Origin of the sequence: Bacillus sp. I-2, assembly GCF_001974945.1 — a bacterium.
In the GTDB taxonomy this organism is placed as follows: Bacteria; Bacillota; Bacilli; order Bacillales; family Bacillaceae; genus Bacillus; species Bacillus safensis.
In genome coordinates this window covers 74246-96210 of sequence record NZ_LZRW01000032.1, presented here as the reverse complement: position 1 = coordinate 96210, position 21965 = coordinate 74246, and the positions used below count along the sequence as shown (strand labels likewise).

Annotated in this window: 21 protein-coding genes; 4 read left to right on the top strand and 17 right to left on the bottom strand. The window is 41.9% G+C overall.

The features are described from left to right. Positions 1-15: 15 nt before the first annotated feature. From BAE31_RS09485 to dnaE, 7 genes are all read right to left on the bottom strand, one after another. Positions 16-405: an FxsA family protein gene (locus tag BAE31_RS09485; protein ID WP_076840304.1), complete on the bottom strand. Its 390-nt coding sequence runs from the start codon at positions 403-405 to the stop codon at positions 16-18. Positions 406-503: 98 nt separating this feature from the next. Further along, positions 504-2264: a pyruvate kinase gene (gene pyk, locus BAE31_RS09480; protein ID WP_024426143.1), complete on the bottom strand. Its 1761-nt coding sequence runs from the start codon at positions 2262-2264 to the stop codon at positions 504-506. 27 nt (positions 2265-2291) lie between these two features. Then, positions 2292-3251: a 6-phosphofructokinase gene (gene pfkA, locus BAE31_RS09475; protein ID WP_024424794.1), complete on the bottom strand. Its 960-nt coding sequence runs from the start codon at positions 3249-3251 to the stop codon at positions 2292-2294. A 340-nt stretch (positions 3252-3591) separates the two neighbouring features. After that, entirely contained in the window at positions 3592-4569 is a 978-nt protein-coding gene (gene accA / locus BAE31_RS09465) for an acetyl-CoA carboxylase carboxyl transferase subunit alpha (protein ID WP_024424795.1), read from the bottom strand. Beyond that, positions 4554-5429 carry an acetyl-CoA carboxylase, carboxyltransferase subunit beta gene (gene accD / locus BAE31_RS09460; protein WP_024424796.1) on the bottom strand — a complete coding sequence of 292 codons (876 nt, stop codon included), beginning with the start codon at positions 5427-5429 and terminating at the stop codon, positions 4554-4556. Before accD ends, accA begins: the two co-directional genes overlap by 16 nt. A gap of 303 nt (positions 5430-5732) precedes the next feature. Then, entirely contained in the window at positions 5733-6965 is a 1233-nt protein-coding gene (gene ystJ, locus BAE31_RS09455) for an NADP-dependent malic enzyme (RefSeq protein ID WP_025092260.1), read from the bottom strand. A gap of 141 nt (positions 6966-7106) precedes the next feature. Beyond that, positions 7107-10442 carry a DNA polymerase III subunit alpha gene (gene dnaE, locus BAE31_RS09450; RefSeq protein ID WP_076840302.1) on the bottom strand — a complete coding sequence of 1112 codons (3336 nt, stop codon included), beginning with the start codon at positions 10440-10442 and terminating at the stop codon, positions 7107-7109. A gap of 137 nt (positions 10443-10579) precedes the next feature. On the opposite strand from dnaE, the gene ytrH reads away from it, so the two are divergent. From ytrH to BAE31_RS09435, 3 genes are all read left to right on the top strand, one after another. Then, complete coding sequence (ytrH, locus tag BAE31_RS09445; RefSeq protein ID WP_024424798.1) at positions 10580-10921, top strand: sporulation membrane protein YtrH; 342 nt, start codon at positions 10580-10582, stop codon at positions 10919-10921. Beyond that, positions 10918-11421, top strand: coding sequence for a sporulation membrane protein YtrI (gene ytrI, locus BAE31_RS09440; RefSeq protein ID WP_003216226.1), 504 nt, complete (start codon positions 10918-10920; stop codon positions 11419-11421). Before ytrH ends, ytrI begins: the two co-directional genes overlap by 4 nt. 108 nt (positions 11422-11529) lie before the next feature. Continuing rightward, positions 11530-11715 carry a YtzJ family protein gene (locus BAE31_RS09435; protein ID WP_003216400.1) on the top strand — a complete coding sequence of 62 codons (186 nt, stop codon included), beginning with the start codon at positions 11530-11532 and terminating at the stop codon, positions 11713-11715. A gap of 52 nt (positions 11716-11767) precedes the next feature. Here the strand turns inward: BAE31_RS09435 and BAE31_RS09430 are convergent, their stop codons facing one another. Further along, complete coding sequence (locus BAE31_RS09430) at positions 11768-12709, bottom strand: DHH family phosphoesterase (RefSeq protein ID WP_024424800.1); 942 nt, start codon at positions 12707-12709, stop codon at positions 11768-11770. Positions 12710-12856: 147 nt separating this feature from the next. Between BAE31_RS09430 and BAE31_RS09425 the strand changes: the two genes are divergently transcribed. Next, positions 12857-13159, top strand: a complete 303-nt coding sequence (locus BAE31_RS09425) for a YtpI family protein (RefSeq protein ID WP_003216665.1) — start codon at positions 12857-12859, stop codon at positions 13157-13159. A 37-nt stretch (positions 13160-13196) separates the two neighbouring features. Here BAE31_RS09425 and BAE31_RS09420 read toward each other — a convergent pair whose 3' ends face one another. The 9 genes from BAE31_RS09420 to BAE31_RS09385 all read right to left on the bottom strand — a co-directional run bounded on the left by BAE31_RS09420 (position 13197) and on the right by BAE31_RS09385 (position 21853). Beyond that, the gene (locus BAE31_RS09420; protein WP_024424801.1) at positions 13197-14519 is read right to left on the bottom strand and encodes a CBS domain-containing protein; all 1323 of its coding nucleotides are present in this window, start codon (positions 14517-14519) and stop codon (positions 13197-13199) included. Positions 14520-14666: 147 nt separating this feature from the next. Next, a complete protein-coding gene (locus BAE31_RS09415; protein ID WP_076840301.1) occupies positions 14667-15350 on the bottom strand; it encodes a metal-dependent hydrolase in 684 nt (227 codons plus the stop codon). Between the two features lie 67 nt (positions 15351-15417). After that, positions 15418-16173: an SDR family oxidoreductase gene (locus BAE31_RS09410; protein WP_034279624.1), complete on the bottom strand. Its 756-nt coding sequence runs from the start codon at positions 16171-16173 to the stop codon at positions 15418-15420. A gap of 95 nt (positions 16174-16268) precedes the next feature. Further along, positions 16269-16448, bottom strand: a complete 180-nt coding sequence (locus tag BAE31_RS19920; RefSeq protein ID WP_249895859.1) for a hypothetical protein — start codon at positions 16446-16448, stop codon at positions 16269-16271. A gap of 51 nt (positions 16449-16499) precedes the next feature. Continuing rightward, positions 16500-17174 (bottom strand): phosphotransferase, encoded by a 675-nt coding sequence (locus tag BAE31_RS09405; RefSeq protein WP_249895858.1) that lies wholly within the window; start codon positions 17172-17174, stop codon positions 16500-16502. Between the two features lie 118 nt (positions 17175-17292). After that, on the bottom strand, positions 17293-18666 hold the full coding sequence (argH, locus tag BAE31_RS09400; RefSeq protein WP_076840300.1) for an argininosuccinate lyase: 1374 nt from the start codon (positions 18664-18666) through the stop codon (positions 17293-17295). Further along, positions 18663-19874, bottom strand: coding sequence for an argininosuccinate synthase (locus BAE31_RS09395; RefSeq protein ID WP_024424806.1), 1212 nt, complete (start codon positions 19872-19874; stop codon positions 18663-18665). Before BAE31_RS09395 ends, argH begins: the two co-directional genes overlap by 4 nt. Before the next feature lie 173 nt (positions 19875-20047). Further along, positions 20048-20563, bottom strand: coding sequence for a MogA/MoaB family molybdenum cofactor biosynthesis protein (locus BAE31_RS09390; protein ID WP_076840299.1), 516 nt, complete (start codon positions 20561-20563; stop codon positions 20048-20050). A gap of 105 nt (positions 20564-20668) precedes the next feature. Next, positions 20669-21853: an acetate kinase gene (locus BAE31_RS09385; protein ID WP_024424808.1), complete on the bottom strand. Its 1185-nt coding sequence runs from the start codon at positions 21851-21853 to the stop codon at positions 20669-20671. Positions 21854-21965 lie beyond the last annotated feature (112 nt).

Here is a 21965-nt window from a genome sequence, read left to right as displayed (position 1 = left end):
AGCCTGAAGGTCTCTTTAACGAATGATCGTGTAGCGGTTACGATTAGACATGTTTCTAAGCCAGCGTTCAAAGAGCGGCTTGATTCCCTTTCTCGTCACCGGAATGAGCAGCAAAGCCCCAATGAGATCCGATAAGAAGCCTGGAATGAGCAGCAGCAGACCGCCGATTAGAATGCAAAAACCATCGACAATCGCTCCCCCTGGCATCTTGCCATATTGTAAATCTCGCTGCACTTTTTGGAAGGCTTCTATACCTTGTTTTCTTGCAAAATAAGCACCTAAGGCACTTGTCAGCACGATGAGCAGCATGGTTGGCAAAATGCCAATGATTTTACTTGAGATTAAAAATAAACTAATTTCCACCACAGGGAACAGAATTAATAATAGTAGAAAATATTTCTTCAACCATATCACCTCATGGGGTATCTTTCATCGAAAGCTGTTTACTTTTTTAGTGTAACATAAAAAAAGAGAGGAGTCAGACAACTCCCCTCTTGAATGATTTAAAGGACACTCGCACGGCCTTTGTAGATCGCTCCGCGTGCTGGATCTACTGTAATCTCTTCGCCTTCTTTTAAAAGTGTCGTGGCGCTGTCAAGACCAACAATCACTGGAATGCCAAGGCTTAGTCCAACAACTGCTGCATGGCTTGTTAAACCGCCTTCTTCTGTGATAAGGGCAGATGCTTTTTCTAAAGCTCCCATCATATCACGATCTGTGCAGTTTGCGACTAGGATCGCACCATCGTACATTTTTTCTTCTGCTTCTTTTCCGCTTTGTGCAATGACAACCGGTCCAAATGCAGATTTACGGCCAATACCTTGACCTTTCGCAATGATGTCACCGACAACATATACTTTCATTAAGTTCGTCGTACCTGTTTCACCAACTGGCACACCTGCTGTAATCACGATTAAATCGCCGTGTCTTACATAGCCTGTTTCAATTGACTTTTCTACTGCATTCTCAAGCATTTCATCTGTAGACGTCGTTTTTGATCCGCTCTTTGCAAATACACCGAATACGAGTGAAAGCTTTCTCGCAACTGATTCGTTTGCAGTAACTGCTACGATTGGTGCTTTTGGTCTATATTTTGAAATCATTCTTGCTGTATGTCCGCTTTCCGTCGGTGTCACAATAGCTGCTACATCAAGCTTCATTGCCGTATGTGCAACAGATTGACCGATCGCGTCTGTAATGCTGACTTCTACTTCTTCACTTCTGCGAGAAAGAATTGCTTTATAATTTAGTGCTTCTTCTGAACGTGATGCAATGTTATGCATTGTTTGTACAGCTTCTACTGGATATGTTCCTGCTGCTGTTTCACCAGAAAGCATAATCGCATCTGTGCCGTCAAAAATAGCATTTGCCACGTCACTTGCTTCCGCACGGGTAGGACGTGGGTTACGCTGCATGCTGTCCAGCATTTGTGTCGCTGTGATGACAGGCTTGCCTAAACGATTGCATTTTTTAATCAGCATTTTTTGAACAAGCGGTACTTCTTCTGCCGGGATCTCTACACCAAGATCTCCACGCGCAACCATTAAACCGTCAGATACCTCAAGGATCTCGTCGATGTTATCAACACCCTCTTGGTTTTCAATCTTAGGGATGATTTGAATATCAGTCGCATTGTTCTTTTCAAGAAGCTCACGAATTTCAAGAACATCAGAAGCTCGTCTCACAAAAGAAGCTGCGATGAAATCGACACCTTGTTCAATTCCAAACAGAATATCATTGGCATCCTTTTCTGTAATACCTGGCAGGTTCACACTGACGCCAGGTATGTTGACGCCTTTTTTGTTTTTGAGCGTGCCTGTATTCATGACTTTAGTGACGATTTCTTTGCGGTCCTTGTTAATTTCTTTTACTTCTAAACCAATCAGACCATCATCTAATAGAATCGTTGAACCTACTTCTACATCATGAATTAAATCTTCGTATGTCACACTAATTTTTTCCGTATTTCCAACAATGTCTTCCATACTCACGATAAGATCAGCACCAGCGACTAGCTCAATTGAGCCGTTTTCAACTGTACGTGTACGGATCTCTGGACCTTTTGTATCTAGAAGGATCGCAATGTCCTTGCCTAATGTTTTACCTGCTTTACGTATGTTTTCAATGCGTGCACCATGCTCTTCAAAATCTCCATGGGAGAAGTTTAGTCTGGCTACATTCATTCCTGCTTCAATCAATTCAGTCAGCTTTTCAATGCTTTCACTTGCTGGACCGATTGTACAAACGATTTTTGTCTTTCTCATTACTGTTCCTCCTAAGGTCTTCTCGTTTTATATAGAGAGCTCTTGTGAAAGTCGGTACATATTTTTATCGACTGTATGTTTTTTATCTAAGATTTCTAAAATATCGTGATGAACGAGTTCATTACTTTGAATGCCTACACAGCGTCCGCCTTGTCCTTCGAGAAGAAGTTCGACTGCATATGCTCCTAAACGGCTTGCCAGCACTCGGTCAAACGCGCTCGGAGAACCTCCGCGCTGAATATGTCCTAAGACGGATACACGTGTTTCAAGGCTTGTCTCCTCTTCAATCCGCTTACCAAATTCAACACCGCTGCCTACGCCTTCTGCAACGATGATGATACTATGCTTCTTGCCGCGTTCGTGACCTCTTCTTAACCTAGCAATAATTTCGTCCATGTCATAGTCTGCTTCAGGAATCAAAATAGATTCGGCTCCACCCGCAAGACCTGACCAAAGAGCAATATCACCAGCATGTCTTCCCATTACTTCCACTACGTATGTACGTTCATGAGATGTGGCTGTATCACGAATTTTATCAATGGCATCAATGACAGTATTCAGTGCTGTATCAAAGCCAATAGTGAAATCAGTACCTGGAATATCGTTGTCAATCGTGCCAGGGACACCTACACATGGAAAACCGAGCTCTGTTAATTTCTTCGCTCCCATAAATGACCCGTCTCCACCAATGACTACAAGTCCTTCAATACCGAATTTTTTTAAGTTTTCAATTCCCTTTTCACGACCTTCAACTGTCTTGAATTCAGGACATCTTGCCGTGTAAAGTTTTGTTCCTCCACGATGAATGATATCGCCTACTGAACCTATTTCGAGTTTCTCAATTTTACCGTTAATTAGACCTGAGTATCCATTATAAATACCGTAAACTTCAACATTATGGTAAATTGCTTTCCTTACAACTGCGCGCACAGCTGCATTCATTCCTGGGGAATCCCCACCGCTTGTTAAAACTCCTATACGCTTCATCTTTTTCACCTCAGAGACCATATATGAATTAAACATACCATTTCCACTGCTTGAAAACAATCTTGAGCAAATTTGGATGTTTTCAATACGAATTTCTAAAACCGTACTTATTATACAATTAAATAAACCGTTTTTAAACAAAAGTTAAGAACGTCATGAAAGCAAATCTCTCTGAAATCTGTAAAAGCAAGTGCTATAAACCTTGTCATATCAAGGTTTTCAGACGTTTCAAATTTTATGAAAACAAAAGAAAATTATTTTCAAATAGCGCTTACATGAAGATGGTTTTCATGAAAAAAGATGAAAAAAATAAACGCCAGCCAAAAGGCTGTACGTTTATTTAGTTTACCCCAATATATTGATTTTCAATCGAGACTTTCCCGATTGCTTTGTATTTTTCATATCTTTGTTCGACTAGTTCTTCAGGCGTTAGTTTGAGCAAAGATGTAAGTGACTGTTTTAATGTTTTTTCCATGTAAGCTGCTTGTTGTTTCACGTCTCGATGTGCTCCACCTTGCACTTCTTTAATAACATCATCTATAATATCTAATTCTTTTAGGTCTGGAGCGGTAATTTTCATTGATTCTGCAGCTTTTTTCGCAAGTGATGAGTCCTTCCAGAGCAGTGCTGCTGCACCTTCAGGTGAAATCACTGAATACGTTGAGTTTTCTAGCATGAATAGGTGGTTTCCTACGCCTAAGCCTAGTGCGCCGCCGCTTCCGCCTTCTCCAATGACAATACAGACAACTGGTACACGAAGTCCTGCCATTTCGAATAGGTTTTTCGCAATTGCTTCACTTTGTCCGCGCTCTTCAGCCGCTTTACCAGGATAAGCTCCTTTTGTATCAATAAAGCAAATGATTGGACGATTAAATTTATCTGCTTGTTTCATCAAGCGCAGCGCTTTACGGTAGCCTTCTGGATGAGGCATTCCGAAATTACGGCGCAAGTTTTCTTTTGTATCTTTCCCGCGCTGATGGCCAATAACCGTGACAGGAAGCCCTTTAAACGTGGCAATTCCTCCAACGATCGCTTCATCATCACCATAAAAACGGTCACCGTGACATTCGAAAAAGTTGTCAAACAGCTCTTGAATGTAATCGAGAGTTGTTGGGCGCATCGCATGCCTAGCAATCTGCACTCTGTCCCACGGCTTTAAATTTGTATAAATGTCTGCTTCAAGCTTGCTCAGACGTGTTTCAAGGCGCTCAATTTCTGCACTTAAATCCATTTCTGAGTTTTGTGTGAACTTTTTCAGTTCATCAATTTTCGCTCGAAGTTCAATGACAGGTTTTTCAAATTCTAGTTCTCCAGCCACTCTCGTTCACCTCCTGTGCTGTGTAGCGCTAAGATTCGGCCTAGTGTTTCTTTCATTTCTGCACGATGGATGACAGCATCAAGCTGTCCATGCTTCATTAAAAATTCAGCCGTCTGGAAGTCCTCCGGCAGGTCTTCACGAATCGTTTGTTCAATGATTCTGCGGCCTGCAAAACCAATTAAAGCACCAGGTTCTGCAAAATTGTAATCACCGAGAGACGCAAAACTAGCTGATACACCGCCAGTTGTTGGGTTCGTCATCACAGAGATAATCAAACCTTGATCCTCGCTGAACAGTTTTAATGCTGAACTTGTTTTTGCCATCTGCATGAGACTGAGAATTCCCTCTTGCATTCTCGCTCCGCCAGAAGCAGTAAAGATAATAAATGGCACCTTGTCCGCTTTTGCTTTCTCGATCGCCAGCGTGATCTTTTCACCAACAACCGATCCCATGCTGCCCATACGGAACGTGGCATCCATGACAGCAATCACAGCACTTTGGCCTTCAATTTCACCTTTACCTGTGACAATGGCTTCATTCAAAGATGTTTTTTCTCTGTCTTTCTCAAGCTTTTCTTCGTAGCCTGGGAAACCGAGCGGGTTTGATGAAATGAGGTGCCCGTTAAATTCTTCAAATGTGCCTTCATCTACAAGGCTTTCAATACGCTGTTTTGCATTCATTTGCAAATGTCTGCCGCAATTCATACAAACACGTAAATTTTTATCTAGTTCTTTGGTGAGCATTATTTTTTTACATTGCGGACATTTGGTCATGATGCCTTCAGGCACATCTTGACTTGCCTGTTCAGAGGGTACAGATGCATATTTTTTCTTTTTACTGAAAATATTCTTGATTGACAAATGACTACCTCCCTTTTTGAAGGGTTTTTTCTTTACACGCACATCCACTATTATAGGACATGTCATAACTGTACCGAAACTATTGTACTTTTTTTGTCAAACGCTGTCATCCTTCATTCAATTTTTTCAGTGGGGAATTGATGAGAAATGAGTATGTGTTTGGGGCGCTGAGCAGTTGATATGTTTGAATTGTGAACGTCTACAAAAAAATCTCATTCCGGATGAAAAAATTTTCGCGTAAGAGAGGAAATGGTGCACGTTTTTCTCCAGTTTCAGAAAGAACGTGCACACTTTTCCAGTTGATTATTCGCCGATAATCGTTAATTTTCTTGTTTTTTCAGCGACAGCTTCTGGGTCAACCTTGATTCTTGCAACGCCAGTTTCCATTGCTGCTTTTGCCACCGCTTTTGCTACCGCTGGTGCTACGCGTGCATCAAATGGTGCAGGGATGACATATTCAGCTGACAATTCTTCATCTGAAACAAGAGACGCAATGGCTTCAACAGCTGCGATTTTCATTTCTTCGTTAATGTGAGTTGCACGTACATCTAATGCTCCGCGGAAAATTCCTGGGAATGCCAGTACGTTATTCACTTGGTTCGGGAAGTCAGAACGGCCAGTTCCTACAACACTTGCTCCTGCTGCATGTGCATCTTCTGGCATGATCTCTGGATTTGGATTAGCCATAGCAAAGATGACAGGATCTTTTGCCATTTTTCCAACCATTTCTTTTGTTAAAGCGCCTGCTACAGAAACCCCGATAAAGACGTCTGCGCCTTCGATGACCTCTTCTAATGAACCTTCTTTGCGGTCTTGGTTCGTGAATTTAGCTACTTCGTTTTTCACTGCATTCATACCGTTCGGGCGGCCTTCGTAAATAGCACCTTTCGTATCACACATAATGATATCACGTACACCGAAATGATAAAGAAGTTTGATAATCGCAATTCCTGCTGCCCCGGCGCCGTTTGCCACTACTTTGATTGAAGACATGGATTTTCCAGATAGCTTCAATGCATTCACAAGTCCTGCTACTGTCACAATGGCTGTTCCGTGCTGATCATCGTGGAAAACTGGGATGTTTGTCTCTTTTTTCAAGCGTTCTTCGATGATAAAGCAGTTAGGCGCTGCAATATCTTCAAGGTTCACACCGCCAAAAGTCGGCTCAAGAAGCTTCACTGTTTCAACGATTTTGTCTACATCGTTCGTTGCAAGTGCGATTGGGAAGGCATCTACGCCTGCAAAACTTTTGAATAATACAGCTTTCCCTTCCATTACTGGAAGAGATGCTTCTGCACCAATATTTCCAAGTCCTAAAACAGCGCTTCCGTCTGTGACAACAGCGACCATATTGCCTTTCATTGTATAATCATACACTTTGCTTGTGTCGTCATAAATATCCTTACATGGTTCTGCAACACCAGGTGAATAAGCCAAGCTCAAGTCTTTCGCATTTTTCACTTGTACTTTTGATTTTGATTCGAGTTTGCCTTGATTCTCTTTGTGCATATGTAATGCTTCTTCTCTTAATGACATGTGATGAACACTCCTTCAAGTGGAAAATGATTTAATGATTTGCTAAGTTGATAAGCACATACTGGCAGTTTTAAATAAACAGAATCTTTAAAATGATAACACAATAGGTGAATTTGTAAAACATATTCAGGCGATTTGTCATCATTTAATCACAACGTTTTGTTCACCGAGCAGCTCTTTTAACTGGAAAATCACAGCATGATCTGCCTGAACTTTGTATGCATCTGGAAGTCTCATCGTCTTTTTTTGCTTCTCATAATACAAATAGACATCTGCTTCTCCGCTGTGCATTGAGATGACTCGTTTTACTTGCTCTAGCAGCTCCTGCGTATGATTCTCTTCTTTCACACGAATGTAGACAGACTCTTTTCTTTTTTCGTCCATCTCTTCCAGCAAAGCAGCTTCTTGCACGATGATTTGACTGCTGTCATTTCTGACTTCTACTCTGCCTTCAACATAAAGCATGTTGCCCTCCTCAAGTAAGGGGGACAGCTTTCTAAATTGCTCTGGAAAGACGACGCCTTCCATTTCTCCCGTTTCATCCCCAAATGTCACAAATGCCATCGATTGTCCATTTTTTGTCCGAATCGATTTCACTTTTGTCAAAAGACCACCCATTGATATTTTACGCTTAATATAGGAAGAAAGCCTGATGATTTCCACTGCACCATTCTCTCTTAAGCGGTCTCGGTATGCTTGTACTGGGTGATTTGATAAATATAACCCGAGTGCCTCTTTTTCAAATTGCAGGAGATCAACAAGCGGCATTTCTTCTATCTCCGCATATTTTGGCTTAATGGAGAAGGTTGTATCCCCAAGAAAGTCCAACTGATCCTCTGGATTTAAAAATGACACGTGATCTAACGCGATATCTATCGATGCTAATAACGAAGCACGATTGGGATAAAACTCATCCATCGCCCCTGAAAAAATGAGCGCTTCAATCGTTTTTCGGTTGACACTCTTTGGTGATACTCTTGCGCAAAAATCAAATAAATCTTCAAACGGCTTTTCCTGTCTTGCTCTGTATATATCCTTTACAGCTGACACTCCGACATTTTTGATCGCTCTTAAGCTGTAGCGGATCTCCCCTTTTTCAACCGTAAATGGAAACTCGCTCTTATTAATAGAAGGCTTCAACACAGATATCCCTTTTTCCTTCGCCTCATAGAAATATTGAGCAACTTTGTCTTCATTTCCAATTACACTCGTTAAAAGACCGCACATAAAATATAACGGATAATGCGCTTTTAAATAAGCAAGCTGAAAGCCAATCATGCTATATGCAACAGCATGGCTTCTATTAAAACCATAGTTTGCAAATTTGACGATTAAGTCATAAACGTCATTTGCAATGTTAACAGGATACTCCTTTTTTAGGCATCCTTCAACAAAATGGCTTCGCTCTTCATCCAGGACCTGTTTATCCTTCTTTGAAACAGCTCTTCTTAATAGATCTGCCTCGCCCAGCTGAAAACCAGCCATCTTCGATGCAATCAGCATGATTTGCTCCTGATAGACGATGACCCCATATGTATCCTTTAATATGTCATACAAATCAGGATGAGGATAGGAGACCTTGACTCTGCCATGCTTTCGGTCGATAAAAAGCGGGATATTTTCCATTGGACCTGGACGATAGAGAGCATTGACCGCCACGATGTCTTCTAAACTAGACGGCTTCAGGCGTCTCAGCACCTGACGCATCCCCTGTGATTCAAGCTGGAATATTCCAGTTGTATCTCCCGCGGATAACAATTCAAACGTTTTTTGATCTTCATATGAAATGTCACTAAAGTTAATGTGGACGTTTTCCTGTCTTTCAATCTGGTTTTTAATGGATTCAATTAATGTTAAGTTTCTGAGCCCTAAGAAATCCATCTTTAAAAGTCCAAGATCTTCTAAATAATTCATGGCATACTGCGTTAAATACACACCTTCATGGCCGTCTTGAATCGGAACGACCTCTGTCAGCGGCTCTTCGCTCAGCACAACGCCAGCTGCATGTGTCGAGGTGTGCCTCGGCAAGCCTTCTACCTTTAAAGCAGTTTGGAAGACCTTTCGAAGCTCTTCGGATTGCTGAAGCATCGTTTTTAATTCAGAAGATGCAGTCACCGCTTCTTTCAGCGTCGTTCCTGGCTTTGATGGAATCAGCTTGGCAAGACGGTCCGCTGCCTTTGAATCAATTCCCATCACACGTCCAACATCCCTTAAAGCAGCTTTTGCTGCAAGTGTTCCAAACGTGACAATTTGCGCCACATGCATGTCTCCGTATTTGTCTTTTACATAAGAAATGATTTCATCTCTTCTCGTGTCGGGGAAATCAATATCAATATCTGGCATGCTGATCCGCTCTGGATTTAAGAAACGCTCAAATAAAAGACCGTGACGGATCGGATCGACATCCGTAATAAACAGAACATACGCAACAAGTGAACCCGCTGCTGATCCCCTTCCAGGGCCTGTGACAATCCCTTTGTCATGCGCATACTTCATAAAATCCCACACAATGAGAAAATAATCACTGAAATTCATTTTTTGGATAATGCTCAGCTCATATTCAAGCCTTTTGACATACATGTCATTTGAAGCAATCTTTCTTTGCTTCATCCCTTCTGCACACACTCTGCGTAAAAACTGATCTGCTGTTGATTGATCAGGAGTCGGATAGGATGGAAGTTTTGTCTGCCCAAGATTTAAATCAACTTCACAGCGGTTTGCAATCTCCACCGTTCTTGTCAGCAGCTCTCGATCATCTCTATACCATTCCAACATTTCTTCAAAGGTTCTGAAATGCTTTTCTCCTCGGTCTTCCTCTATCTCTGAAAGCTGCTTACCTGCTTTAATCGCCTTTAAGCACGTATAAGCCATTTTGTCTTCTCGATTGATATAGTGAACATCACCCGTCGCAACAAGAGGAATGTCTGCACTTTGTGAGACGTCCCGCAGTTTGCCGGCGAGCGATTCGTCCTGCTGAAATGGCTGAAGTGCGATATACACATGTCCCTCGCCGAATATATGCTGCAATTGTTTGGCGGCTTCACGCGCTTCTTCTAACTGATCATGCTGCAAAAGCGTTTCAATATACCCAGATGCGCCTGGTGTGATGGCAATGAGCCCGCGGTGATAGCTTTTGAGCCATTTCTCTTTCAATCCGGCTTTTGATTTTGATTTCAGCACACTGCTGATTTTGATTAGGTTTTGATAGCCTTCATTGTTTTTTGCAAGGAGTACCAAGGGATAAGCCTCTGTCTCTTGTTCATCTACGAAGACAGAAGCTGTTAAACCGATAACCGGCTTGATGCCATGTTTTTTACATTCCTTATAAAATTCAACCGTGCCATACATCACATGGTCATCGGTAAGTGCGAGCGCCTTGCAGCCAAGTTCTTTTGCTTTCAGCACAAGCTCCTTTACTTTAGCTGCACTGCTTAACAAGCTGTATCCACTGTGGACCTGAAGATGAACATAAGACATGCTTAATCCACTCCTTTCGTCTAAAGTCATTCTTTCATTATAAAACGCGATGCGATGAGAAACAAATGTTCTTTCTTTTCTGTCCGTTCATACTTGTCCAGCACACGCCATATATTGAATAGAGTGAGGTGGACAAAATGGATGTGAAGGAAGCTTTTATTCCGAATTTTATCAGCTGTTATTTTATCGCCCTAGGGGTCATCTTGGGTGGTGCTATCATAGGCGGCGTTGGTGCGTATTTATCTGGTCAGCCGCCTTTATCCATTATTACTAGTCTTGCCAACCGTTTAAAGATTTGGGCGCTTGTCGCCGCTATCGGCGGAACATTTGATGCTGTATATAGCTTTGAACGAGGCATTTTTGAAGGAAACACGCGTGATATTTTCAAGCAGATTTTATTAATCATCTCTGCCATGGGCGGTGCACAAACGGGGTATCTCATTATTACGTGGCTCACCCAGGAGCATGTGTCATCATGAGGGTGCCGGAGCTGTATAAACGCCCAGGCTGGCAGCGTTTTTTTGCAGGAATGATGTTTGGTGCGATTGTAAGCTGGCTTATTTTTCTCTTTACTTACGGAACCTTTCAGGAAAAACAAGTGACACTGCTGAGAAGCCAGCAGCATCATATGGACAGTCTGAAAGAACAAATCACACTCTATCGGGAAGATTTGCATAAGTTAAATGAGGATAATAAGAAGCGGCTGCTGATCCAAAGCGTAGATGTTCATCTCGTGAATCGTGAGCAATATAAAATCCCAGAGCCAGATACGCTAAAGTTTGAAGATCAGGTCAAGGAGGATATCTCAGAAGTCATTACAAAAGATATTGAAAGTGTCTATAAAACAAAGGAATTACTAAAACGGACAGTGGAAAATAAAGAATATACCATTCGGGAAAAGGCATATCGCGCGAAAGTGACAGAGCTGACAATTTATACGAAGCTTTCACTTGAAGTACGTATTTCATTTGCTGAATAAAGAGGTTGTGGAATTTTTATGAATTTCTGCCCTCAATGATTTCTTTTCACGCTTCATTTTTATACACTAAAAGTAGAACGAGATCTTAAATAGAAAGAGGTGAGGACAATGGAGGTTTACAGCTATCGTCAAATGGCACGAGACAAAGCAAGCCGGATCAAAGACGGGATGTGTGCTTATGCTGAGACAGAAATGATGGCTCATTTAATTAAAAAAGAATTAAAGCATCAAAATCTCCAAGCCTATGAAGATTCAACAGACATCGGCTGCTGGTTTATCCCTGTATGCAAGTAACCCTTTTCTCCATGACAAAAAAGAGAGAAGGGACTTAAGTATCCCTCCTCTCTTATGATGATGATTTACATACTTCCTCTAAATCACGCAAAATCTCATCTGCTACTGCCCAATCATAAATGGATGCACCGGCTGCAAGCGGGTGGCCGCCGCCATGATATTTTTTCGCAATGGTGTTAATGACGACGCCTTTAGAGCGGAATCTCACACGAATCTGATCGTTTTCTTCCACAAAAAAGACCCATGCCTTAATGCCTGCAATATTTCCTAGTGTCCCAACAAGCTGTGAGGCCTGCTGCGCTGTTGTTTGGAACGATTCCAAAATTTCACGCTTAATGAAAACAGATGCAACCCCGTTCTCTGACAAAGAAATATGTTGAAAAATATAGCCATTTAATTTCACGACATTCAAATCTGTCTCATACAATTGATTGAAAAGATCTGAAGATGAAAATGGATATTCGATCAGTTCCCCTGCATATTTGAGTGTCTTTTTCGTTGTGTTTGGGAAAAGGAAGCGGCCTGTGTCTCCTACAATGCCGGCATAGATCAATTCAGCTGCCTTTGTATTCAGCTGATATCCTTCTTCTTTCCCCTCTAAGTACAATTCATAAATCATCTCGCTCACAGAGCTTGCCTCTGTATCCACCCAAAGCAAATCACCATAAGGATCTTCATTCGGGTGATGGTCGATTTTCATCAGCTTATCGCCCATTAAATAGCGCTGATCATCGATTCTTGCTTGATTGGCCGTATCACAGACAATGACAAGGGCCCCTTTATACACGTCGTCTGGTACCTCATCGAGTTCATATAAAAATGAAAGGGATGGCTCAGGCGTTCCTGTCGCATAAATATTTTTTTCTGGATAGGTGGCACGCAAGATTTCCGTAAGGCCGCACTGCGATCCATACGCATCTGGATCTGGTCTTACATGTCTATGGATGATGATGGTGTCATATAATGATATGGTTCTAATCAGTTCTTTTTTCATAAAAACTCCTTCTCATGCGATACTCTTTTTATTATTAAATCATAATCTATCGTGACGGAAAAGTGAGGAATAGACAATTTATTCTAGTAAGCAAGCCTATTTACGTTTAAAATAGGGTTGTAACCACTTACAATGGAGGCTTGGCACATGCTTGTTTTGATTGTGTTTATTATTTGTTCTGCCATGTTTTATTTATACTACAAAGCAAAAAATGTCCGTACGAACCGGCCAGTCGAGAAAAAATTCTGGTCGGCGAAATCCAGTATGGCCCTTGGCTGCTTTGTCCTGCTCTTCGGTGTGAATCAATTATTTTTAAACCGCTCGTCACTTGCATTTGTCATCGGATTTATTTTTGTTGCTGTTGGTATCGGCAGTACATGGGCTGGGTATAAAGCCTACAAGCACTATCTTCCGCTCTTTTTAAAGGAAGGCGAAAAAGATCACGCGTAATAAGGAAAGGGGCGACATGAGTTCGCCCTTTTTATCATTATCCTCTTTCCATCAGCTGCACCATCAGCATCGCTTTTCCTACGATATTCGATTGATGGTACACCTCGACTTCCAGCTTTCCAAACTTGCGTCCTACTTCTAAAATATTCGGCTTAATCTGGATTGTGGATTCCATTTGGACTGGTTTTAAAAAGTAGACAGAAAGACTCTCAACGATCAGTTCGCCCTTTTTATGAGATTTTAAGAAGCGGTTGGCTGATTCGATTAAAATTTGTGTGAACACTCCATATGAAATGTTTCCAAGCTGGTTCGTCATTTGCGGGGTGACCTCGTATTGATAAACCGCATCTGCTTTTGGTTTCTCTGTATCGGCTTCTTTAAATCCTCTTGAGACAACATCATCCAGCTTTTCTCCGACCTGCGGCTGCTTTTGAATCATTTGGAGCGCCTTGAGTACATCCTGACGGCTGATCATACCAATCAGCTTCGCATGATCATCCACAACTGGCAGCACCTCAATGCCTTCCCACACCATCATTTGTGCAGCTGAGGCGACAGATGTTTTGCCAATGACCGTCAGCGGATTTTTCGTCATCACTTTTTCAATCGGTGTGGAGCGGTCATGCCCCGCAATATCCTTTGAGGTGAGGATTCCGTGAATCTTCATTTGATCATCTGCGACCGGGAAACGGCCGTGACCAGTTTCATAATTCTTTTCATACCATTTTTCAAGCTTATCCTCTGGTGATAAATACACGGTGCGTTCAATCGGCGTTAAAATATCTTCTACAAGCACAATTTCTTTTTTAATTAATTGGTCATAAATGGCTCTGTTAATGAGAGCCGCTACGGTAAATGTATCGTAGCTTGTCGATAAAATCGGCAGCTCCAGCTCATCTGCGAGCTGAATGATTTCATCATCTGTTGAGAATCCGCCTGTGACCAGCACAGCCGCCCCTGCCTCTAATGCCTGTCTGTGGGCATTGATTCGGTTTCCGACGATGAGCAGGTTGCCAGCTGCCGTATAGCGCATCATTGCGTCCAGCTCCATCGCTCCGATAACAAATTTATTTAACGTTTTATGTAAGCCGGCGCGTCCTCCAAGGACCTGTCCATCAATGACATTGACCACTTCTGCATATGTCAGTTTTTCAATATTTTCTTTTTTCTTTTGTTCAATTCGAATGGTGCCGACTCGTTCAATGGTACTGACGAATCCTTTATTTTCAGCATCTTTGATGGCCCGGTAAGCGGTGCCTTCACTCACTTTCATTTCTTTCGCTATGCGCCGGACAGAAATTTTCTCTCCGACATCTAATGAATCAATATACGATAAAATTTGCTCATGCTTTGTCGCCAATCCCGTTCACCCTTTTTGTTTTCAGCGTTTTCATCTATGTTTCATTATAAGGGCAGGAGGCTTTTAATAGCAATTTGTCTTTTCTTTCGGCAGATGAAGGCAAATAAAAAAGCCGGCATTTGTGTGCCAGCTTCTTTCATATGAGGATTAAATCTCGATTGATTCCCCGCTGTTTAACACATGACCGACGCCGCCATGCAGGCTGTCTGCAAAGGCATGCGGATCCTGTTCAATTGGCGGGAATGTGCTGTAGTGAATCGGAACGACCTGCTTTGCACGCAGCCATTCTGCTGCGATTCTTGCATCTTCCGGTCCCATCGTGAAGTTATCCCCGATTGGAAGAAAGGCAAGGTCAATATGATTCAGTTCACCGATCAGCTTCATATCTGAAAAGAGCGCGGTGTCTCCAGCATGATAAATCGTTTTGCCCTCTGCCGTGAATAAAATACCTGATGGCATGCCTGTATACGTAATTGTTTTCGTTTCTTCATCAATGACAGCTGAACCATGAAACGCTTGCGTGAGCTTCACTTTACCAAATTCAAACTCACGTCCGCCGCCGATATGAAGCGGGTGCGTTTTCACCCCTTGCCAGCTTAAATAAACGGCAAGCTCATTTGGCGCAACGACGAGAGCGTCATTATTTTTAGCAATTTCAATCGTGTCACCAAGGTGATCTCCATGTCCATGTGTCAGTAAAATGACATCCGCTTTCACATCTTGCGGTTTAATCTCTGTATGCTTATTTCCATTTAAAAATGGATCAATCCAAATATGGTATCCGTTTGTTTCAATGTGTACAACTGAATGTCCATGATATGTAGCTTTCATGTAAGTATATCCACCTTTCAAATTTTGATCTCATATCATTTATTCCCTCTATAAAAAGCTGAAAAACTTAATGCCTGTGAATCACGTTAAGACCACCTGTTGCTTCAATGACGGTCCCTGTAATGAGATCTGAACGGTCATCGCATAGAAATGATATGATACGTCCAATATCCTCTCCAGTGCCAGACCTGCCTATCGGCGTTTCATCGTCTTTGATTTGACGGGCTTCCTCTATTGTCGATTCTTTCATGTCTCCAACGATTTTGCCTGGACACACCATATTGGCGGTGATGCCATTTTCGGCTTCTTCAATCGCAATGGTTTTCGTCAATGACGCAAGACCCACTTTTGCCGCTCCAAAGGCTGATCTGTGCATCCAGCCTGGCGCATGGTCTGCACCTTGGAAGCCATAAGTGATAATGCGGCCAAAGCCTTGTTTTCTCATCATTGGGATGACCATTCGGAACAAATGGAATACTGCTGATAGGTTGCCTTCCATCATTTGATACCATTCATCTTCAGAGTAATCCGCCAATTTTTTTCGTTCAAAAATATAAGGACCGGCATTGTTAATCAAGGCATCAATCCGCCCAAATCGCTCTGCTGCCAGCTCTACCATGTTTTTTAAATCTTCTTTTTTTGTCACATCACCTTGGACAAATTGAAGCTTATCTTCGTACTGCTGTAATTCTTCTTTCATTTGCCGGACAGCTTCATCATCACTTCGATAATTCACTGTCACAGAATACCCCATATTCAGTAAAGACTCGGTGACTTTCCGGCCAAGTCCTTTAGAACCCGCTGTTATTAATGCGTGTCGCACACAATCTCCTCCTAAAGCAAAGGTTGCAAGTTCACGTGTTTCTTTTGTTATCTTTACTTTACTATATACCGGCATCTGGCGCACTTATGAACCCTTTATCGATATGAGTCAAACAGTATAGGGTGATTCATCCATTTTTTCAAATCCCATGAGCCATGGATATCGAGCAGCAGAGAAACAAAACGATAGCACTCTCTCACCTCATGAAGATCACGAGGAAGCGGGCAAATCTCTTCATAGCCCAATTGAACATAGCGGGCAGCTTCTTTCGTCAAAAGGTATTCCAATGCAATAAAATCAAACGCAGCTGGTCCATATACGACATATTATGTATCAACTAAACTCGTCACTTGATCATCTTTTTCAATATATTGAGACGGATCTAAATCAATTAAAATGAGACTGGCTGAATCAGGAGGCCTTAGCTTTTCAATCTTTTGCAGCGCAATTTCTGCATAACAGTGAAATTCAGGCTGATCAGCGTAATAGCGGCCTATGAGTTTGGATACAGCCTTTTTTAACACAGCATGGAATTCTCGCAAATGCTTCTTTTCAGCTCCGTATACTGCACCAAAAAAGTCAGTACGATATGAATGAAGCTGTGCTAATTTCCTCCCATAATCCTTATAAAAGTCTGATGAACGTCCCTCAAAAGATGTGAAAGGTGTTCCTTCTACTTTTTCCATTACATAAAATTGTCTCCCTGCCTTCTTCACTTTACGAACAACTTCTGGAATATGAAAGGAATGCGTATGAGACAGCTTTTGATTGATTTGATCAATATGCTCTTGTACAGTACGGTCATCTACTCCATAGATCATTTTGATCCCAGACACAAATTCACTTTCTTCTCTTGCAGTTTTAGGAGATTTGACTACATATTCCGTTTTATCTTGTAAGGAGATCAGCCACACATCATTAGCCCGTCCATCATATTGTTCTCCTAACGCTTTCACTGATACGATTGGTTGATGAAACAAAGCCTCAAGCGTTTTCTTCATGATCTGCTGTCACTCCCTCTTCTGCTTGACGCAGGTATGCTTTCATTTCTCCAATGATTATCAATCTCCTTTTTCCATGACAAAAAAACCATCCGTATAAACGAATGGTTTTCATAAGTTACGCCAGGCATGCTTTTGCTTTTTCTAAAGCGAGCTGAATTTGTTTGAATCCAGTTCCGCCTGCACTTGTTCTTTTTTCAACAGCAACATATGGATCAAGAACAGTGTAAATGTCTCGTTCAAAAAGCTCGCTTGCTTCTGTGAATGATTCAAAAGATAGATCACTTAGATAGATGCCTTTTTGAATACATGTATACACAAGCTTGCCAACGATTTCGTGTGCTTCACGGAATGGCATGCCTTTTTTCGCAAGGTAGTCTGCCACTTCTGTCGCATTTGAGAAATCTTCTTTTGTTGCCTTTTTCATGACATCTTCGTTCACTGTCATCGTTTGAATCATACCTGTGAAAATTTGCAGGCTGCCAGCGATGGTTTTCACTGTATCAAACATGCCTTCCTTATCTTCTTGCAGGTCTTTGTTATACGTAAGCGGCAAGCCTTTCATAATCGTGAGAAGCCCCATCAGATTGCCATACACGCGGCCTGTTTTCCCACGGATTAATTCAGCCATATCTGGGTTTTTCTTCTGCGGCATCATGCTGCTGCCTGTTGCATACGTGTCATCGAGTTCAATGAATTTGAATTCTTGCGAACACCATAAAATGATTTCCTCACAAAAACGTGAGAGGTGCATCATCACAAGACTGCTATTAGATAAAAACTCTAAAATGAAGTCCCGGTCACTTACACCATCGAGGCTATTTTCGTAAATGTAGTCAAAGCCAAGCTGCTCTGCTGTATATTCACGATCAATCGGGAATGTCGTTCCTGCTAACGCACCACATCCAAGTGGAGACACGTTAATTCGCTTTAATGAATCTTGGAAACGCGCTTTGTCACGCTCAAACATCCAGAAATAGGCGAGCATATGATGGGCAAAGGAAATAGGCTGTGCACGCTGCAGGTGCGTATATCCTGGAAAAATCGTTTCAACGTGCTGTTCTGCCTTTTCTACAAGCACCGTTTGAAAGGAAGAGATCAGTTCAATAATATGCTCGACTTGGTTATTCAAATATAAATGCATATCGGTTGCAACTTGATCATTCCGGCTTCTCGCTGTGTGCAATTTGCCGCCAAGCGGACCAATCTCATCAATGAGCATTTTTTCAAGGTTTAAATGAATGTCCTCATAATCGACTGAGAATTCCAGTTCATCCGCCTCTGCCTTTTTCATGAGCGTATTTAGTCCATCTTTGATGGCAGCGGCCTCCTCATCGCCGAGGATACCGCATTTATTCAGCATACTTGCATGAGCAAGGGAGCCGGTCAGATCTTCTTTGACTAATTGTTTGTCGAAATGAATGGATGCGCCAAACTCATCGACCCATTTTTCTGGTGTTTTTTGAAATCGGCCTCCCCAAAGCTTTTTCATGCTTTAACCTGCTCCTTTTTATTCACGATGCTGTTTACTTTTGTCGGTAAGCCCCAAAGATTAATAAATCCTACAGCTGCATCATGATCGAATTCATCTGCTTTTGTATAAGTTGCTAGATTTTCATCATAAAGTGAATATGGTGATTTACGTCCTTCTACAATGGCATGACCTTTAAATAGTTTCACACGTACAACACCCGTTACGTTCTGTTGTGTTTCTTGTAAGAATGCATCTAGTGCTTCTTTAAGCGGTGAGAACCATAAGCCGTTGTATATTAATTCAGCCATTTTTTGTTCAACGATTGGTTTAAAGTGTGCGACTTCTTTGACAAGCGTTAAGTCTTCAAGCTCTTTATGCGCTTTTAGAAGTGTGACAGCACCTGGGCATTCGTACACTTCACGAGATTTGATGCCGACAAGACGGTTTTCAACGTGATCGATTCTGCCAACACCATGCTGTCCAGCGACTTCATTTAAATGAAGGATGAGATCAGATAATGAATACTGGATACCATCAATGGCTGTCGGTTTTCCTTTTTCAAACGTGATTTCAATGATTTCAGGTGTGTCAGGCGTTTTTTCAAGTGGATTTGTCAGATCATATGCACCCTCTGGTGGCGCAGCCCAAGGATCTTCTAAAATGCCACATTCGTTACTTCTGCCCCAAAGGTTTTGGTCGATTGAATATGGGCTGTCTAAGTTAATCGGAATTGGAATACCGTGTTTTTGTGCATAATCGATTTCTTCATCACGAGACCATTTCCATTCACGCACTGGTGCAAGAACTTCTAGGTCTGGATTCAATGCTTTAATGGATACTTCAAAACGAACTTGGTCGTTCCCTTTTCCAGTACATCCATGAGCAACTGCTACTGCATTTTCTTTTTCTGCCACTTCCACTAATTTTTTTGCAATAAGCGGACGGGATAGTGCAGATACTAGTGGATATTTTCCTTCATACATTGTGTGTGCTTGTAATGCAGTGAGTGCAAACTCTTCAGCAAATTCTTCTTTTGCGTCAATCATGTATGATTGAACAGCTCCGACTTGAAGTGCTTTTTGTTGAACGAATGCTAAATCTTTTCCTTCACCTACGTCTAGGCAGCAAGCAACGACTTCGTATCCTTGCTCTTGTAACCATTTAACTGCAACAGAGGTATCAAGACCTCCGGAATATGCTAATACGACTTTTTTATTTTGTGACATGATTGAAAAGCTCCTCTCGCTTGTTTTGATTCTGTGAATGTTTTTTGCATAAAAATAAGTTTTAATTTATAAACATGCATTTAGTATGTATACACTGTAACAAGGAAAAATTGTTTTTTCAACCCCTTTATGAAAAAAACTCTGCCAAATTTTCTTGGCAGAGTCATTTTGGGCTATTTTTGATCCTTTTCAAGCTCTCGTAAGGCATGAGGAAGCTCTGGAATCACAAGTTTGGTCATGGCTAAACGAACGGCTCCGGTAGATCCCGGCGTGGCAAAGACAGCCTTTTGATTGACGACTCCTGCCGTTGCCCGGGACAAAATAGCGGCTGAACCTATGTCTTCTGTATAACTGAGCATGCGGAAGATTTCACCAAAACCAGGCAGTTCCTTGGAAAAAAGAGGGGTGATGGCTTCAATGGTCACATCCCTTGCGGCAATTCCTGTCCCGCCATTTAACAAGACCGCGTCTATTTTCGCTTCGCTTGTTCCTTCCAGCACAGCGTCTTGAATGGCTCCAATATTATCTTTTACGATATCGTATGCAAGAACAAGATGTCCTTGTTCTTTGAGCAAATCGATCATCAGACGGCCGCTTTTGTCTGTTTCTTTCGTTCTTGTATCACTGACCGTAATGACTTTCACATAAAGCCTTTCTTTCGCCTCATGTTTATGTTCTGTCACGCTCATCTTTCGCACCGCTCCCTTTTGCTTCATATTGGACAACATTATAGCATGCTGCTTTTAACAGAAAAAAGCTCTTTTCCTTATTGGAAAAGAGCTTCTCAAACTTGATTACGCTAAACGCATAACGTCTCTTGCAATCATGACTTCTTCGTTTGTAGGGATGACGATCACTTTTACAGGAGAGTGCGGGTAGCTGATGAATGCTTCTTCGCCTCTCATGTTGTTTAGGGAAGGATCCCAGTAAACGCCCATGAATTCTAGACCACGAAGTACACGTGCTCTTACTTCTGAACTGTTTTCACCGATTCCAGCTGTGAAGATGATCGCATCTACGCCATTCATTCTTGCTGCATAAGAACCGATATATTTATGAATACGGCTCGCAAAAATATCAAGAGCAACTTCTGCACGGTCGTTTCCTTCTTCTGTTGCTTCTTCGATATCACGAAGATCACTTGACAGACCAGACACACCTAAAAGACCACTCTTCTTATTCAAAGTAGAAAGCACTTCTTCAGCAGTATGTCCTGTTTTTTCCATAATGAATGGAATAAGGGCAGGGTCAATGTTACCTGAACGTGTCCCCATTGCAACACCAGCAAGTGGTGTAAAGCCCATAGATGTATCGATTGATTTTCCGCCTTCAACTGCTGCGATACTCGCACCATTTCCAAGGTGGCAAGAAATCAGACGAAGCTCTTCTAGTGGACGGCCTAATAGCTCTGCTGCACGCTCTGTTACGAACTTGTGGCTTGTCCCGTGGAATCCGTATTTACGAATACCAAAGTTTTTGTAGTAGTCGTACGGAAGGCTGTATAGGTAAGACTGCTCTGGCATAGTTTGGTGGAATGCTGTATCGAACACAGCAACCGCTGGTACGTCAGGCAGAATTTGTTTGAAAGCTTTGATTCCTACAACGTTTGCAGGGTTGTGAAGTGGTGCAAGCTCTGAAAGCTGATCAATGTCATTGATCACTTCATCAGTTAAAAGAACAGAATCGCTGAATTTCTCTCCGCCGTGAACAACGCGGTGACCTACGCCATCAATTTCATTAAAGTCTTTGATGATGTGAAATTCAGTTAGTTTTTCAAGCAGCATTTTGACCGCTACTGCGTGATCTGGAATATCTGTCACTTCTGTTTTCTTTTCTCCATCTACAGAGATCGTGAAGATACTGTTGTCCATTCCGATTCTTTCAACAAGCCCTTTTGTTAAAACGGTTTCTTCTGGCATGTCGAACAATTGGAATTTAAGAGATGAGCTTCCTGCGTTGATTGCAATAATTTTGGACATTACTGTCGCTCCTTTTACTCAGTTGTTATATAAGGTTTCACGTTTTTTCCGGTGCTATATTCAACCTGTTTGACGGGTCTTTTATAGTTTAACGATAAGTCCGAAAAATATC